This window comes from Flavobacterium amylolyticum (assembly GCF_048284335.1).
GTDB lineage: Bacteria > Bacteroidota > Bacteroidia > Flavobacteriales > Flavobacteriaceae > Flavobacterium.
Genome location: NZ_JBLVPG010000001.1, coordinates 649,105 through 665,226, shown reverse-complemented (window position 1 = coordinate 665,226; position 16,122 = coordinate 649,105). Strand labels below are relative to the sequence as shown.

The following is a 16,122-nucleotide window of genomic DNA, read 5'->3' as shown; positions in this document are numbered from 1 at the left end:
TGAAAATCCTTTCTAGTCCTGAACTTGTTTCAGGATCCTGAAACAAGTTCAGGACTAGAAAGATTGCAATGGATAGCTAGAAATAGCTCCAAAAAAATAATACAAATAACGAAAAACAGCAAAGGGATTTTCTGTTTTGAAAACAAACAAAAGTATGTACGTAGTAAAAAGAGACGGCCGTAAAGAGCCTGTAATGTTCGACAAAATCACAGATAGAATTAAAAAACTATGTTACGGTTTGAATGATTTGGTTGATGCCGTGAAAGTCGCAATGCGAGTAATTGAAGGGCTTTATGATGGAGTTTCTACGTCAGAATTAGATAATTTAGCAGCCGAAACAGCAGCGTCAATGACTATTGCGCATCCTGATTATGCACAATTGGCTGCGCGAATTGCAATTTCGAATTTGCATTCCAATACTAAAAAATCATTTTCGGAAACAATGAACGATATGTTTCATTATGTAAACCCGAGAAATGGACAAGATGCACCTTTGTTATCTGAAGAAGTGCACCAAGTGATTATGAAAAATGCTGAATTTTTGGATTCACATGTGATATATAACAGAGATTTTAATTATGATTATTTTGGTTTTAAAACCTTGGAAAGATCCTATTTGCTAAAAATAAACGGCAAAATAGTAGAGCGTCCGCAACACATGTTGATGCGTGTTTCGGTTGGGATTCACTTAGATGATCTAGATTCAGTGATTGAGACGTATGACTTAATGTCGAAAAAATTCTTTACGCATGCAACGCCTACATTATTCAATGCAGGTACTCCAAAACCACAAATGTCTTCCTGTTTCCTTCTGGCGATGCAAGATGATAGTATTGACGGGATTTATGATACGTTGAAACAAACGGCCAAAATCTCCCAATCAGCAGGTGGAGTTGGGCTTTCTATTCATAACGTAAGAGCTACAGGTTCTTACATACGTGGAACAAACGGAACGTCAAACGGAATTGTTCCTATGTTGCGTGTTTTTAATGATACGGCACGTTATGTAGATCAAGGTGGTGGAAAACGCAAAGGAAGTTTTGCTATTTATATCGAAACTTGGCATGCGGATATTTTTGAATTCTTAGATTTGAAAAAGAATACCGGAAAAGAAGAAATGCGCGCCAGAGATTTATTCTTCGCCATGTGGACTTCGGATTTGTTTATGAAACGAGTACAGGAAGACAGTTATTGGACGTTGATGTGTCCTAACGAATGTCCGGGATTGTATGATGTGTATGGCGAAGAATTTGAAGCCATGTATATTGATTATGAGAAACGTGGAAAAGGTAGAAAAACCATTAAAGCGCATGAACTTTGGGAGAAAATTCTAGAATCGCAAATCGAAACTGGAACGCCTTACATGTTGTATAAAGATGCCGTTAATAGAAAATCAAACCAAAAAAATCTGGGTACGATTCGTTCTTCGAATTTGTGTACCGAGATTATGGAATTTACATCCAAAGATGAAATTGCAGTTTGTAATCTAGCCTCTCTTTCCTTGCCGATGTTTGTTTCTAATGGGAAGTTTGACCATGAATTGATGTATACCGTTACAAAACGGGTAACTAGAAACTTGAATAAAGTAATCGATAGGAATTATTATCCGGTAATTGAAGGAGAAAATTCGAATAAACGCCACAGGCCAATTGGTCTTGGAGTACAAGGATTAGCCGATGCTTTCATTATGTTGCGTTTGCCGTTTACGAGCGACGAAGCTAAAAAACTAAATCAGGAAATTTTTGAAACATTATACTTTGCTGCGGTAACCGCTTCAATGGAAATGGCCAAAGAAGAAGGTCCTTATTCCACTTTTGAAGGTTCGCCAATTTCTCAAGGAGAATTCCAATACAATTTGTGGGGAATGAAAGATGAGGAATTGTCTGGTCGTTGGGACTGGGCTTCCTTGCGAAAAGAAGTGATGGAACACGGAGTGAGAAACTCGTTGTTAGTTGCGCCAATGCCAACGGCTTCTACATCACAAATTTTGGGGAACAACGAAGCATTCGAACCCTATACTTCTAATATTTACACCCGAAGAGTCCTTTCGGGAGAATTTATTGTGGTAAACAAACACTTGTTGCACGATTTAGTGGAGCGTGGTTTGTGGAATGAAACATTGAAACAAGAATTAATGCGAAATAACGGTTCAGTTCAAGACCTGAATATTCCGCAAGACTTGAAAGAATTGTACAAAACAGTGTGGGAAATGTCCATGAAAGACATTATTGATATGTCCCGTCAACGTGGTTATTTTGTGGATCAATCGCAATCGTTGAACTTATTTATGCAAAATGCCAATTATTCTAAATTAACATCGATGCATTTCTATGCTTGGCAATCTGGATTGAAAACGGGAATGTACTATTTAAGAACAAAAGCTGCGGTGGATGCGATTAAATTTACATTAAACAATGATAAAAAAGCAGAGCCAATCGAAATTAAAGAGCAACCGATCGCTGTAGTAAGGGAAGCGGTAGAAATGACCGCCGAAGAATACAGAGCCATGATTGAACTTTCTAAAAACGCAGGGCCGGAAGATTGTGAAATGTGTGGGAGTTAAGGATTTCAGAATGATGATTAACGATTTTTGATTTTTGATAGAAAATAAGTAATAAATAAATTTTTTGTCCTATTGACGAAGAAGAAATTTTAAGCAGTTATTGTAATGATAGCTGCTTTTTTTGTAGCTATTTCCCGCTTTTCGTTGCAATCTTTTTATTTTTAAAGAAAAAACAAAAAGGATTTCCACTTCAATCGGGGCTAAGGTATTTGTATTAAAAAAAGAATAAGTATTTAAAATAATTTTATATATAATTATGACAAATCAAAATAACAGAGGAAGAACATTTTGGGATTTAATTGCAGAGCATTCAAAAATGACTTTTACAGTAATATTAATTTTAATTGCAATAATTTTATTACTTGTATTTAACAGGTATACATTTAAATCAAATTTTCTTACTTTAGAGCCAGAGAAAAAAATAAATAATGAGAATGTTCAAACTTTTGACACTGCTGTAACAATAAAAAAAGAAGCATTTAGTACTTCTCAAGTAATCGCAAAACAATTGGTTAATAATGCTAAGTCTAATATATTAAAGGAACAGAAAAAGATTAATAAATATGAAAAATTAAATAATAATAATAATAATAATAATCCAACAGTTAGTGTTATAAGTAATAACCAAAGTGGAGGTATAACTGCTAATCAAGTCAATATAGGAGCTGTTCCTCGGAACTTAGATGACAAAACACAAAATCAACTCTTGGGAATTTTAAAAAAAAAGAATGAACCCATTGATATATCATCTGTAATGGGAGATTCTGAAGCATTTAAATATGCAAATCAAATTAATGATTTTCTCAAATCTCAAGGTTATACTAAAGTAGAAGGTGTATCACAATCTGTTTTCAGTAAACCAGTTATAGGACAATTTATAGATAAAGATAGTATTGGTTTTAAAATTGTTATTGGAACAAAACTAGACTAAAGAAATATTCTAGAAGATGGTTCATGTTTTTTTACTTTAATTAGAAATCTTAAGTAATTTAAATAAATAGGGAGTAGTTATTAGCATTATGTCACTTAGATTAACATGCTTATAATAATGAAGTTTGTAAGTAATATTTTAGAATTAATTTACTATATTTGAGATGGTTGTCATTATAAATAATCATTTTCATGCTAACTATTATGGAAAATAAAAAATTTACTGTTACAGATGATTTATTAGCTTCCAGAAGCCAGCGTTTCCTGAATTTCCTTATTGATGTATTGATTATTTATATTATAGCAATAAGTATTGTTGCTACCATTAATATAATTGGAGATACAACAAACAGTTATGGGGCATCGAACTGGCTTAAATCACTAAGTTTGATTGAAAATTTGTTCTTTGGACTTATTATTTTGTTTTTTTACTATGTATTTACGGAAATGTACTTCTCCAGAACCTTCGCTAAGTATTTCACCAAAACTATTGTAGTACGAGTTGATGGTTCCAAACCCAATACCAAAAACTTTATGATACGAACGGTATCCCGCCTCAATCCTATGGACCCATTTTCATTTCTTGGTAAAACAGAAAGGGGTTTACACGATACTTTATCCGCAACGTATGTGGTAAAAAAACACGAGTTTGTCGAGAAAATGAAAATGTTTGTTCCATCGGATGAAATTGGAGTATAATTCTAGTTCTGAAGGTAATGATTCATTAATTTTGTAGAAAACCTGCACAAGACAGTATGAGTAAAAAATTAAATATCCATTGCTTACAGCACGTTCCTTTTGAAGGTCTGGGTTGTATAGAGAATTGGATTCAAGAGCACGGGCATTCCCTTTCGTATACTACATTATACCACAATCCTAAATTTCCGGATCTTGATACGATAGACGCTCTGATTATCTTGGGCGGACCCATGAGTATTCATGACGAAGCCAAATTCCCTTGGCTAAAAGACGAAAAAGCATTCGTCAAATCCGCAATTGACCGGCGAAAAAAAAAATCGGAATCTGTCTGGGAGCGCAATTAATTTCAAATGTGTTAGGAGGAAAAATTACGGATAATGAACAAAAAGAAATTGGCTGGTTTCCTGTTTTAATTTTAGATTCAAATGTTGCGATACTGAATGGTTATCCAAAATCATTTTCTGTTTTTCACTGGCACGGAGAAACGTTTTCAATTCCTGAAAATGCGATTCGTTTAATGGAATCAGAAGCCTGTGCGAATCAAGCTTTTTTATATAATGATCAAGTATTGGGACTTCAATTCCATTTGGAAGTAACGGATGCCGCTATGAAACAAATGGCTTTTCATGAAAGATCAGAATTAGTAAAAGACACGTATGTTCAAACCTATGATGAGATCGTAAGTAATACTACATTTATTAAAGAAAATAATCAACTAATGTTTTCGCTTTTGGATAATTTGTTTAAATAGAACCCGATTGTTTTTTTAAAACAAAACCTAGTAAATCGAGCATTTACTAGGTTTTTATTTTAGTGCTTACCTGAAGTCAGGTTGTTAAACGATTGCAATGTTTGCGACAGCAATTCTCATTTCTTGAGCAGCGGCTACCATTTCGATCAAAGCCTTTTTGGTTTCGTCCCAATGGCGGGTTTTTAAACCACAATCCGGATTGACCCAAAGCTGGTCTACAGGAATCACCGCCGACGCTTTTTCTAATAATTTAACCATTTCGGAACTGGAAGGCACGCGAGGCGAATGTATATCATATACGCCTGGCCCTATTTCGTTTGGATAATTAAAATCGGCAAAAGCATCCAGTAATTCCATTTGCGAACGCGAACATTCTATGGTGATTACATCGGCATCCATATCGGCAATATTTTGAATAATGTCGTTGAATTCGCTGTAACACATGTGCGTATGAATCTGAGTGTCATCTTTTACGCCACTGGCCGAAATTCTAAAGGCTTTTACAGCCCAATCCAAATAGGTTGCCCATTCTTCTTTGCGTAAAGGTAATCCTTCTCGAATGGCGGGTTCGTCAATTTGAATGATTTTTATTCCTGCATTTTCTAAATCGACTACTTCATCTCTAATCGCCAATGCAATTTGGGTACAGGTTTCCGAGCGCGGCTGATCGTTGCGGACAAACGACCACTGCAAAATAGTCACAGGACCAGTAAGCATTCCTTTTACCCATTTTGGCGTCAGCGATTGCGCAAAGGACGACCATTTCACCGTCATTGGGTTGGGACGCGATACATCACCATAAATAACGGGTGGCTTTACACAACGGCTGCCATAACTTTGTACCCAGCCGTTTTTGGTAAACGTAAATCCGTCTAGTTGCTCTCCAAAATATTCCACCATATCATTGCGTTCAAATTCTCCGTGAACCAATACGTCAATGCCTGTTTCTTCCTGAAAGCGAATCGTTTCTTCGGTTTCTTTTTGGAGTAAATCATCATATAGTTGTTGGCTTAATTCGCCTTTTTTGAGCTTTGCTCTCCAGCTGCGCACTTCGGTAGTTTGCGGAAATGAGCCAATGGTTGTAGTTGGGAATAACGGAAGATTCAATACGTCTATTTGCTTTTTTCTGCGTACTGAAAATGGATTTTGTCTTTGGTCATCACCAGTTGTAATGCTGGCAACCCGATTTTTCACCGCATCATTATGGATTAACCTTGATGTTTTTCGGTTTTCGTTGGCGATAGTGTTTTCTTGAAATAGAACAGAATCACCAAGGGTTATCTCACCTGAAGCGAAATTTTGGAGCAGAACGACTTCTTCAATTTTTTGTTTGGCGAAAGCCAGCCATTGTTTGATTTCGGGAGTCAGCGTAGTATCATTAGTTTCTAAATCCAAATCACAGGGCGAGTGAATCAGCGAGCACGATGGCGCAATTAAGATTCTGTTTTCGCCAAGTGCATCAGTCGCTTTCTTGATAAGGGCTACCGATTTTTTGAAATCATTTTTCCAAATATTTCGACCATCGACAACACCAAGCGAAAGACTTACAGTATTAGACAATTGTCCTGATTCTAGAATGTCATCCAATTGCGAATGACAACGCACCAAATCCAAATGTAAAGTGTGCACAGGTAATGCAAGAACGGTTTTAAGATTTTCTCCAAAACAATCAAAATAGTTCGCCAGAATTAATTTGATTTTAGGGAAGTGTTTGTTGATTTCGGTATACACATAAGTGATAGCGCTTCTTTCTTTATCCGTTAGATTCAAAGCCAAAAAAGGTTCGTCAAATTGAATCCATTCTACATTTTGATCTTCTAATTTTTGTAAAATTTCAAAATATACTGGAAGTAATTTATCGATAAGGTCCATTCTATGGAAGCCTTGTTCTTTTTCTTTTCCAAGGAGTAGATACGTTACAGGACCTATAAGTACCGGCTTTGTTTTGATTCCTAAAGCGCTGGCTTCTTTGAATTCGTCGATTATTTTTTCGGAGAATAATTTAAATTCTTGGTCTTTTGTAAATTCCGGTACGATATAATGGTAATTGGTGTCAAACCATTTTGTCATTTCCATTGCCACTACATCCTGTCCTTCTTTTTGAGAGCCTCTGGCCATGGCAAAATACAAATCGATAGTGGAGTTTGTTTTGGCTAACTCTTGATACCGTTTTGGAATAACACCCAATGTAAGTGATAAATCCAATACTTGGTCGTAAAACGAAAAGTCATTGGAAGGAATTAAATCGATTCCGGCCTCGGCTTGTAATTGCCAGTTTTCCTTACGGATTGTTGTGCCTACAGTTAAAAGTTCTGCTACAGTAATTTTTCCTGCCCAATACGATTCACAGGCTTTTTTTAATTCTCTGTTGCTGCCAATTCTTGGATAACCTAAATTATTTGTTTTCATTATTTACAGTATTTTTTACTATGCAAAGTTATTGTATTGGATATTTAAACTTAAATTAGCACATTATTTCAGTGAATAAAAGTGTTATATAGATGTAATGCAGGTTTTAGTTCTGAATGAAACTTTTAAAATGATTTTTAACAGTAAAAAATACTATGGAAAATATCGATAACATTGATTTACAAATTTTAAAACACCTGCAGGAAAACTCCAATATCAATACAAAGGAGTTGGCCAGTAAACTATTTCTGACGGTTACACCAGTCTATGAAAGGATAAAAAGACTGGAACGGGATGGCTATATAATGAAATATGTTGCCTTATTGGACAAGAAAAAATTGAATCTTGGAATGACCGTATTTTGTAATGTTCGGCTCAAAGAACACGCCAAAAATGTGGGTAGTAATTTTGTGAAAGATATCGTAGCCCTTCCTGAAATTATCGAATGCTACAACATTGCAGGCGATTATGATTTTATGTTGAAAATTCTGGTCGAAGATATGTCCAGTTATCAAGATTTTGTGATGAATAAACTGTCTACTATCGAAAATATCGGGAATACGCAAAGCGTTTTTGTGATGGGAGAAATCAAGCACAGTACAGCACTGGCTATTTGATAATGCGGAAATTCATTGGAATTTTTGGTTTAAGAGAATTTTAATTGCTGTGTAAAATCTTAAAATAAAATGTATTTTTGATTCTTTTAAATCGGAAATCAAAATTCATTAATCTGAAATTATAAATCATAATGAACTGGGAACAACTTTTATCATTAAAACGTCAGGGCGACAAAGGCAAAAGATTGCGTGTAGAACAAGACGATACCCGTTTGGGGTTTGAGGTTGATTATGATCGTATCATCTTCTCGTCCGCTTTTAGAAGTTTACAGGATAAAACACAAGTTATCCCGTTATCAAAAACTGATTTTGTGCATACCAGATTGACGCATAGTTTAGAAGTTTCAGTTGTGGGGCGTTCTTTGGGACGATTGGTTGGTAAAAAAATAATTGAAAAATACCCATACTTGAAAGAAGTTCATGGCTATCACATGAATGATTTTGGAGCTATAGTAGCAGCAGCATCCTTGGCGCATGATATTGGCAATCCTCCTTTTGGACATTCTGGTGAAAAAGCAATCGGGGAATATTTTTCCATTGGAAACGGGCAAAAATATAAAGATCAACTTACAGCCAAAGAGTGGCAGGATTTAATTGATTTTGAAGGGAATGCCAATGGCTTTTCGGTTTTGACGGCTAGTCGTCCCGGAATTGACGGCGGACTTAGAATTTCCTATGCGACTCTAGGTGCTTTTATGAAATATCCAAAAGAAAGTCTGCCGAAAAAGCCTACCGCAGCTATTGCGGATAAGAAATACGGTTTCTTTCAAACTGATAAAGCCTTTTTTCAAGATGTTGCATCTGATATGGGTTTGATTCCAAATAAATCGGGAGACAACATTGGTTTTGAAAGACATCCTTTGGCTTATTTAGTCGAAGCAGCCGATGATATTTGTTATACCATTATTGATTTTGAAGACGGGATCAATTTAGGATTGGTTTCCGAAGATTTTGCTTTGGAGTATTTAATTAAATTGGTAAAAGACAGTATTGATACATCTAAATACAAGACTTTAGAAACCAAGGAAGACCGAATAAGTTATTTGCGCGCTTTGGCAATCGGTAGTTTAATTAATGATGCCGTTAAAGTTTTTATCGAAAATGAAGTATTAATTCTTAACGGAAAGTTTCCATTCGCTATAATGGACAAAAGCAAGTACAAAGCTCAAATGGATGATATAATAAAGATTAGTGTTAATAATATTTATCAAAGCCGCGAAGTTATAGAGAAAGAGATTGTGGGGTATCAAATTATTCAAACCTTGTTGGATAAATATATAACAGCATTTAACAACAAATTCAACGGCAATGCATCTAATTATGATGCCTTAATTCTTAAAATGTTACCGGAGAAGCATCACTTGGAGAAAGAAGACCTTTACGGAAGATTACTTCATATTTGTCATTTTATCTCTTTGCTGACTGATGGGAATGCTTTATTGTTCTATAAAACAATTACCGCTGTTAAAAATTAAACGTTTTTAGATTCAATTGTACTATTAAATAAAAATAATTAAGTTTGTTCTTTTAACTAAGGATATTGCTAAATGATTGAAATTTATGAAAAAAACTTTACTTTCTATACTTATTGTGCTGCCATTATTGGTTTTTTCTCAATCTAATAAAGAAATAATTCAAAATTATTTAAGTACACCTCAGGCTAAAAGTAGTATATCAAATCGTGATTTCAACGATTGGATTATTCAAAGCGAAGGTGGATCTACCAGTTCTGGAATAGAAAACTGTTATGTAATCCAACGTTATGAGGGAATTGAAATATTCAGAGCGGTTTCAAATTTTTCTGTAAAGAGTAGTAAAGTAATAGATGTTAAGAAAAGGATAGTTGAGGATGTTTCAAATAAAGTTAATGCAAAAAAACCGTCGCTATCAGTTTCAGATGCTTTAGCTAATGCATATTTTTATTTAGGAATTAAGGCAATAAATCCATTTACTGTTTTAGAAAATTCAGAACGGAATAGATTTAAATTAAGTAATGGTTGGGGAACAGAAGAGCCTGTTACTGCAAATTTAGTTTACCATCAAGCAAAAGATAATAAATTGATTTTAGCTTGGGATTTCACAATCCATACCCGTACCCATGATCATATTTGGAGTGTGAGGATAGATGCGCTGACTGGAAAAATGTTAGAGAAAAATGATTTTGTAATTTCTTGTAGTTTTGATAAGAATAAGGCTTACACTACCAAAGCAGATAATTCAACAACTAAATATTTGGGGAATACGTATAAGCAAATTTATTCAGGATCTTCCTCTGTTGCTACTGGAGGTTCATACCGTGTCATTCCATTTAATTTTGAAAGCCCGATACATGGCCCTTTTCAACTTGTTTCCAACCCTTCGGATAGTAAAGCGTCTCCTTTTGGATGGCATGATATTAACGGAGCAGCTGGTGCAGAATATACCATAACAAGGGGGAATAATGTGTGGGCTAAAGATGATTTTGCTGGGGATAACTTAAATAATGGATCCAGTCCTGATGGAGGACAATCGCTACAGTTTGACTTTCCTTATAAAGGTACCAATGTTGATGCGTCTACCTACATAGATGCGGCAAATACCAATTTATTTTATATGAATAATGTGATGCATGATGTTTGGTATCAATATGGTTTTAATGAAGCAAATGGAAATTTTCAAGACAACAATTATGAGCGTGGTGGAAAAGCAGGGGATTATGTAAATGCTGAAGCACAAGACGGATCATTGGCTGTACCAATGAGTTTGAATAATGCTAATTTTTCAGCTCCAATAGATGGTAATAGAGGGAGGATGCAAATGTTTTTGTGGAATAGAGGACCTGTAATTAAGCCATTAATTATTACTTCACCCATAAGTCTGGCAGGAAGCTATGTAGCAAGGCAAAATTCTTTTAATCCTGGACGTGTTGCTTTGCCAGTTGCACCAGATTTTTTACAATCAGATTTGGTACTGTACCTTGATAGTTCTGGCACTACATCAGAGGCGTGCGTCACTCCTTCTAATGGAGCTGAGATGAATGGAAAAATAGTAATTTTAAGAAGAGGGAACTGTAGTTTTGCGATCAAAGTAAAAGCAGCTCAAAATGCAGGTGCTATAGCTGTTGTTGTTGTAAATAACGTAGATGGTGACTTAACTATGTCCGGTGCTGATGCAACAATTATAATCCCTGCAATTAGTATCAGCAGTTCCATTGGAGAAAATATTTTGAATCAAATGCGAACGCAGGCTGTAAATGTAAAAATACAAACAGAATCTTCTCCGTTTATAAATACCGACGGGGATTTTGACAACGGTATTATTGCGCATGAGTATGGCCATGGAATTTCAATTCGTTTAGCTGGAGGACCTAATAACTCTAGTTGTTTGAATAATACAGATCAGATGGGAGAAGGATGGTCTGATTGGTTTGCATTAATGATGCAAATAAAACCAGGTGATTTCAGTGGAGCCAAAAGAGGAATTGGAACCTTTGTTTCATCGGAACCTACAGATGGTAAAGGGATCAGAGACTATCCATATTCAACCGATAGAGCTATTAATCCGATGACTTATAATTTTACCAATAATTATCAATTTTTAGACAGCGATAATGTTGAACAAACTTCGGTTCATGGAGTAGGATCAGTTTGGGCTACAATGTTATGGGATTTATCATGGGCTTATATCAATAAGTATGGATTTGATAACAATAAATACTCCGGTTTGGGAGGAAATAATAAGTTAATGCAAATTGTATTGGATGGGATTAAGTTACAACCTTGCAGTCCTTCTTTTATAGATGCAAGAGATGCGATTATAGCAGCGGATCAGGCCATTACTGGCGGAAAGGATTTTTGCATGATTTGGGAAGTATTTGCTTCAAGAGGTTTAGGCGTCAATGCATCTGCAGGAGATCGAAATAAAGGAAATGATCAAGTAGAAGATTACACTAGGCCGGCTAATGGGGCTAATTGTTCTCTAGCTGTTGCTGATTTTGATAATGACAATGTAATGAAAGTTTTTCCAAATCCATCTAAGGGAGATATTACGGTGCGAATTAATAACTTTTCAGGAAATGTAGATGTTAAAGTGGTAGATAGTAATGGAAGGCTCGTCTATAAAGCTTTTAAACAGGAGTTTAATAATGAAAAGACTTTTAATTTAAGCCAACTGAATTCAGGAATTTATATACTTGAAATTACTGGAGAAGGTTTAAATTACACGGAGAAAATAATTATAAATTAAAAAAAGAGTATATTATAAAGGCCTGGGATTTTTCAGGCCTTTTTGTTTTTAAAAAACATATTCAATTCCAACACCAATAGCCTGTCGTACTTGCATTTTTGGACCTTCGGTTACTTGTATGCCTGCAATTTCTCTTTTTGATTTGATATCATCATCATAAATAACATGTGCTCCAATATTAGCTTTTACATATTGGTTAACCACGAGCTCAACTTGAAGATCATAATCCACATCAATATTACCAAAACGATTTACATAATCGGAATACAAGCTTAAGCGATTTTCTAAATGGATATTCTTAAAAATTTCTTTTTTAATATGACCAGTAGCTAATATACCCAATTCCATTTTTGATTTTTCTCCTTCAATAAGCAAATTTCCATCCAGATCATAGGTAGCTTTAGGTACTCCAAATGCACCTTGATTGGCTAATGTTTGATCTAAAACCAAGGTGGTTTTAAAAGTGAAAGGGGATATATAAAATGTTCTTTTCTTTTCTTTGTTTACATTTTCGGCACCAATTCCCATGAAAATATAAGCAGGTGCAAAAGGTTTAGATATCGCTTTTTCGGTGTTTGGATAGGCATATCCATTGGTAAACTGGGTGTTGAAATTAAATTTTGCAGAATGGTACCAATTGGATAAAGTGTCTTGACGGTAACCAAATGTAGAGTTTAATTGTATGGCATCATCGGTTTTTCTTACTTCGGTGCGCTCTTGTTTGTTTAAGCCATATCGTATTAAAAGCTCATTTGCCCAAATATAATTGCTTCGGTTGTAGACTCTATGAAATTTACCTTTAAATAATCCAGAAATGGAACTTGTTCCCCCAGCGCTCCAGTTGACAAAAGCAACTTCTGAAATGTCAAAGGCCAAGCTATTTTTTTTAGTCCAATGAGATAATGGAATAAACGCTGGTCTGGTTTGTATTTTTAGGGCTACCCTTAATGGTTTGTTTTCGGGTGAGATCGATGTAACAGGATTAAGTGTTACGGTTAAAGGTGTTGGTGCTGTTTCTTGGGATGAACAATAAAAAGAGATTATGAATACTAGTGTTGTGTAGGTTAATAATTTCATTTTGGAGTAGTTATATTTAAGCATTCTAGATAATTATTTAATAGCTTGAAAAAAGTATTTCAAGACTTTTAACGTCAATTTTACAGTATTGTTGTAATTCAGCTACAGATCCATGTTCAATGAATTCATCAGGAATGCCAAGAGCGATTATTCTTGTGGTATAATTGTTTTCAGCGGCAAACTCGAGAACTGCACTTCCGAAACCACCTTTTACAACACCGTCTTCTATGGTGATTATGTTTTTAAATTTTTTTAAAATTTCACATAACATGTTTTTATCTAAAGGTTTGACAAAAGGGAAGTCATAATGCGCAATAGTTTCTGGATGGTTTGTTTTAGCTATTGCCAAAGTAACATTGTTGCCAATTGTACCATTTGATAAAACGGCCACTATCGCACCTTCTTTCACACAATGTGCTTTGCCAATTTCTATTTTTTTATAGTTGCCTAGGTGCTTATTTTGCCAATCTACAATGATGCCGCGCCCTCTAGGATAACGAATTGCAATAGGTTGGTTTAAGCCCAACTGTGCAGTGTATAGAATGTTTTGTAAGGCTATCTCATTTATTGGAGCATAGACTATCATGTTAGGAATGCAGCGCAAATAAGCTAAATCGAAAACACCGTGATGCGTTGCGCCATCTTCTCCCACTAAACCGGCTCTGTCCAGACAAAAAATTACCGAAAGATTTTGTAAAGCGACATCGTGTATGATCTGATCGTACCCTCTTTGTAAAAAAGTGGAGTAAATGTTACAAAAAACAACCATTCCTTGAGTTGCCATTCCAGCTGCCAATGTAACAGCATGTTGCTCGGCGATTCCCACGTCAAAAGCACGATTAGGAAACGCATCCATCATGAATTTCAACGAACTTCCGGAGGGCATTGCAGGTGTAATCCCGATTATTTTTTCGTTTTTTCTAGCCAAGTCCAATACGGTCAAGCCAAAAACATCCTGATATTTTGGAGGTAAATTTTCTTCTGATTTAATGTGGATTTCTCCAGTTACAGCGTCAAATTTTCCGGGAGCATGGTATTTTACCTGGTCTTCTTCGGCTTGTAGCAGTCCTTTTCCTTTGGTGGTAATGATATGAAGAAATTTTGGTCCTTTTATTTTTTGCAAACGTTTTAATTCTTTAACAACGGCAAAAATATTATGACCGTCTATTGGACCTGAATAGTTAAAATTTAAGGATTTAATCATGTTGTTTTGCCTCGGATTTTTTCCTTCTTTTACGGCAGTGAGGTATTGTTTCAAAGCACCTACGCTTGGATCAATTCCGATGGCGTTATCGTTGAGAATCACCAATAAGTTTGCATCAGTAACTCCGGCGTGATTTAAGCCTTCAAAAGCCATTCCTGAGGCTATGGAAGCGTCGCCAATTACAGCAATGTGTTGTTTGTTGAAATCGCCTTTCAAATTAGAAGCAATTGCCATTCCCAAAGCTGCCGAAATGGAAGTAGAGGAGTGGCCTACACCAAAGGCATCGTAAATACTTTCACTTCTTTTTGGGAAACCGGAAATACCGCCGAGTCGCCTATTGGTATGAAAGCTTTCTCTTCTTCCCGTTAGTATTTTATGTCCGTAGGCTTGATGTCCTACATCCCAAATTAATAAATCGTTTGGTGTGTCAAAAACGTAATGTAATGCAATAGTCAATTCGATAACGCCTAGGCTTGCGCCAAGATGGCCTTCTTTTACCGCCACAATTTCGATAATGAAATCCCGTAATTCTTGAGCGACTTGAGAAAGTTGGGTTTCATCAAGCAGGCGTAAATCGGTTGGGTTGTTGATATTAGAGAGAAGGCTATTTTTCATTATTTGCAAAAAAACAAAATTACATTTTTAATGTTAGAACATGTCGTTTTCGTACTTAGTAATTCGTTTAATTTGTAAAGTGTCAATCTTCGTTATAATTTTGGTTCTAAAAAAAGACTTTTTAATGGTGTCTGGTATAATTGTAAGTGATAATTGAAATTCACAATTTCTTTTTTTACCATTCTCTTCTCCAGGATACCATTTTGGAGAAGATTTTAAAACTCTAGATAATTCCTCACTGCTTATAACTCTTATTCCTTTAATAATTTTCACATTGTTTAATTTTCCATCTTTTTCAATTACGAAAGAAGCTTGAATTTCTCCTACTTCTTTTACTTTTTTAGATAAGTGGTAATTATCTTTAACAAAAGAATAAAACTTAGACATGCCACCTATATAATCTGGATAAACGCTAATTCCTAGGCCGCCATAGATAGTATTATCTTCGTAGATAACGCTTGTTTCATTTTTTGTTTCTTCTTCTTTTTTAGATGTTACTTCTCCACATTTAATAGTTTTAGGCTTTTTAAATTTTACTTGATTTGCTTTTGATGTGGGTTGTAATTTATGATTCAACGAATCATTTGATTGTGGAGGTAATAAATTACCAACACCAATAGTTTTAATTTCGCTCGTATCTTTAACAATCTCTATTTTATCAATTTTTTGCTTTTTACCATTTTCATTTTTACAACTAAATAGTGTGGTTCCCATTGCGATAAACAAAGCCAGTAAAAACATTTTATGAAAATGGGTTTGGGCATATAAAATTCTGTCTGGAATATGAATTGTTACAGTTTCTAACTGAGATTTTTTAAATCTTCCGCAGATATTTTCGTTTTGATTTTGAATGAAAAAATGCTGTACTTCATGAGGCAACATAGTTGTAAAATCGATGACCGACTTGGAACAACTTAAGCAAAAACGACCGTTTTCGTTTGTAGTCATTTTATCCCAGTTTTCGCTACAAGGTTCGGGAATCGCTATTTTGTACTTTCTTTCCATTTTTAAATTTCAATATTTAAATGTACTA

12 protein-coding genes are annotated in these 16,122 nt (G+C 35.1%); 8 read left to right on the top strand and 4 right to left on the bottom strand.

Annotation, left to right across the window (positions count from 1 at the left end; genetic code table 11):
- The first annotated feature begins 154 nt into the window (after window positions 1-154).
- The 5 genes from ACNQF9_RS02925 (at window position 155) to ACNQF9_RS02905 (ending at window position 4,943) form a co-directional block, all read left to right on the top strand.
- A complete protein-coding gene (locus ACNQF9_RS02925) occupies window positions 155-2,563 on the top strand; it encodes a ribonucleoside-diphosphate reductase subunit alpha (protein ID WP_417989598.1) in 2,409 nt (802 codons plus the stop codon).
- Between the two features lie 256 nt (window positions 2,564-2,819).
- Window positions 2,820-3,494, top strand: a complete 675-nt coding sequence (locus tag ACNQF9_RS02920; RefSeq protein ID WP_417989597.1) for a hypothetical protein — start codon at window positions 2,820-2,822, stop codon at window positions 3,492-3,494.
- Between the two features lie 203 nt (window positions 3,495-3,697).
- Window positions 3,698-4,192 carry an RDD family protein gene (locus tag ACNQF9_RS02915; RefSeq protein ID WP_417989596.1) on the top strand — a complete coding sequence of 165 codons (495 nt, stop codon included), beginning with the start codon at window positions 3,698-3,700 and terminating at the stop codon, window positions 4,190-4,192.
- Between the two features lie 56 nt (window positions 4,193-4,248).
- Complete coding sequence (locus ACNQF9_RS02910) at window positions 4,249-4,536, top strand: type 1 glutamine amidotransferase family protein (protein ID WP_417989595.1); 288 nt, start codon at window positions 4,249-4,251, stop codon at window positions 4,534-4,536.
- A gap of 8 nt (window positions 4,537-4,544) precedes the next feature.
- Window positions 4,545-4,943: a type 1 glutamine amidotransferase gene (locus tag ACNQF9_RS02905; protein ID WP_417989594.1), complete on the top strand. Its 399-nt coding sequence runs from the start codon at window positions 4,545-4,547 to the stop codon at window positions 4,941-4,943.
- An 84-nt stretch (window positions 4,944-5,027) separates the two neighbouring features.
- On the opposite strand, the gene metE is transcribed toward ACNQF9_RS02905, so the two are convergent.
- Window positions 5,028-7,352, bottom strand: coding sequence for a 5-methyltetrahydropteroyltriglutamate--homocysteine S-methyltransferase (gene metE / locus ACNQF9_RS02900; RefSeq protein WP_417989593.1), 2,325 nt, complete (start codon window positions 7,350-7,352; stop codon window positions 5,028-5,030).
- 155 nt (window positions 7,353-7,507) lie between these two features.
- On the opposite strand from metE, the gene ACNQF9_RS02895 reads away from it, so the two are divergent.
- From ACNQF9_RS02895 to ACNQF9_RS02885, 3 genes are all read left to right on the top strand, one after another.
- Window positions 7,508-7,969: an Lrp/AsnC family transcriptional regulator gene (locus tag ACNQF9_RS02895; protein ID WP_282710921.1), complete on the top strand. Its 462-nt coding sequence runs from the start codon at window positions 7,508-7,510 to the stop codon at window positions 7,967-7,969.
- Between the two features lie 131 nt (window positions 7,970-8,100).
- On the top strand, window positions 8,101-9,444 hold the full coding sequence (gene dgt / locus ACNQF9_RS02890; protein WP_417958748.1) for a dGTP triphosphohydrolase: 1,344 nt from the start codon (window positions 8,101-8,103) through the stop codon (window positions 9,442-9,444).
- 85 nt (window positions 9,445-9,529) lie between these two features.
- The gene (locus ACNQF9_RS02885) at window positions 9,530-12,193 is read left to right on the top strand and encodes a T9SS-dependent M36 family metallopeptidase (RefSeq protein WP_417989592.1); all 2,664 of its coding nucleotides are present in this window, start codon (window positions 9,530-9,532) and stop codon (window positions 12,191-12,193) included.
- A 48-nt stretch (window positions 12,194-12,241) separates the two neighbouring features.
- Here ACNQF9_RS02885 and ACNQF9_RS02880 read toward each other — a convergent pair whose 3' ends face one another.
- From ACNQF9_RS02880 to ACNQF9_RS02870, 3 genes are read right to left on the bottom strand one after another with little or no spacing between them, the layout of a single operon-like run.
- Window positions 12,242-13,270, bottom strand: a complete 1,029-nt coding sequence (locus tag ACNQF9_RS02880) for a DUF3078 domain-containing protein (RefSeq protein ID WP_417989591.1) — start codon at window positions 13,268-13,270, stop codon at window positions 12,242-12,244.
- Between the two features lie 37 nt (window positions 13,271-13,307).
- Window positions 13,308-15,089, bottom strand: a complete 1,782-nt coding sequence (locus ACNQF9_RS02875) for a 1-deoxy-D-xylulose-5-phosphate synthase (protein WP_417989590.1) — start codon at window positions 15,087-15,089, stop codon at window positions 13,308-13,310.
- A gap of 33 nt (window positions 15,090-15,122) precedes the next feature.
- Window positions 15,123-16,094, bottom strand: a complete 972-nt coding sequence (locus tag ACNQF9_RS02870) for an energy transducer TonB (protein ID WP_417958744.1) — start codon at window positions 16,092-16,094, stop codon at window positions 15,123-15,125.
- Between the last annotated feature and the right edge of the window lie 28 nt (window positions 16,095-16,122).

What these genes read in the sequence shown, in the direction of transcription:
- ACNQF9_RS02885 (WP_417989592.1), top strand. Translation starts at nt 9,530, where the DNA reads ATGAAAAAAACTTTACTTTCTATACTTATTGTGCTGCCATTATTGGTT.
- ACNQF9_RS02915 (WP_417989596.1), top strand. Translation starts at nt 3,698, where the DNA reads ATGGAAAATAAAAAATTTACTGTTACAGATGATTTATTAGCTTCCAGA.
- ACNQF9_RS02870 (WP_417958744.1), bottom strand. Translation starts at nt 16,094, where the DNA reads ATGGAAAGAAAGTACAAAATAGCGATTCCCGAACCTTGTAGCGAAAAC.
- metE (WP_417989593.1), bottom strand. Translation starts at nt 7,352, where the DNA reads ATGAAAACAAATAATTTAGGTTATCCAAGAATTGGCAGCAACAGAGAA.
- ACNQF9_RS02880 (WP_417989591.1), bottom strand. Translation starts at nt 13,270, where the DNA reads ATGAAATTATTAACCTACACAACACTAGTATTCATAATCTCTTTTTAT.
- ACNQF9_RS02925 (WP_417989598.1), top strand. Translation starts at nt 155, where the DNA reads ATGTACGTAGTAAAAAGAGACGGCCGTAAAGAGCCTGTAATGTTCGAC.
- ACNQF9_RS02920 (WP_417989597.1), top strand. Translation starts at nt 2,820, where the DNA reads ATGACAAATCAAAATAACAGAGGAAGAACATTTTGGGATTTAATTGCA.
- ACNQF9_RS02875 (WP_417989590.1), bottom strand. Translation starts at nt 15,089, where the DNA reads ATGAAAAATAGCCTTCTCTCTAATATCAACAACCCAACCGATTTACGC.
- dgt (WP_417958748.1), top strand. Translation starts at nt 8,101, where the DNA reads ATGAACTGGGAACAACTTTTATCATTAAAACGTCAGGGCGACAAAGGC.
- ACNQF9_RS02910 (WP_417989595.1), top strand. Translation starts at nt 4,249, where the DNA reads ATGAGTAAAAAATTAAATATCCATTGCTTACAGCACGTTCCTTTTGAA.
- ACNQF9_RS02895 (WP_282710921.1), top strand. Translation starts at nt 7,508, where the DNA reads ATGGAAAATATCGATAACATTGATTTACAAATTTTAAAACACCTGCAG.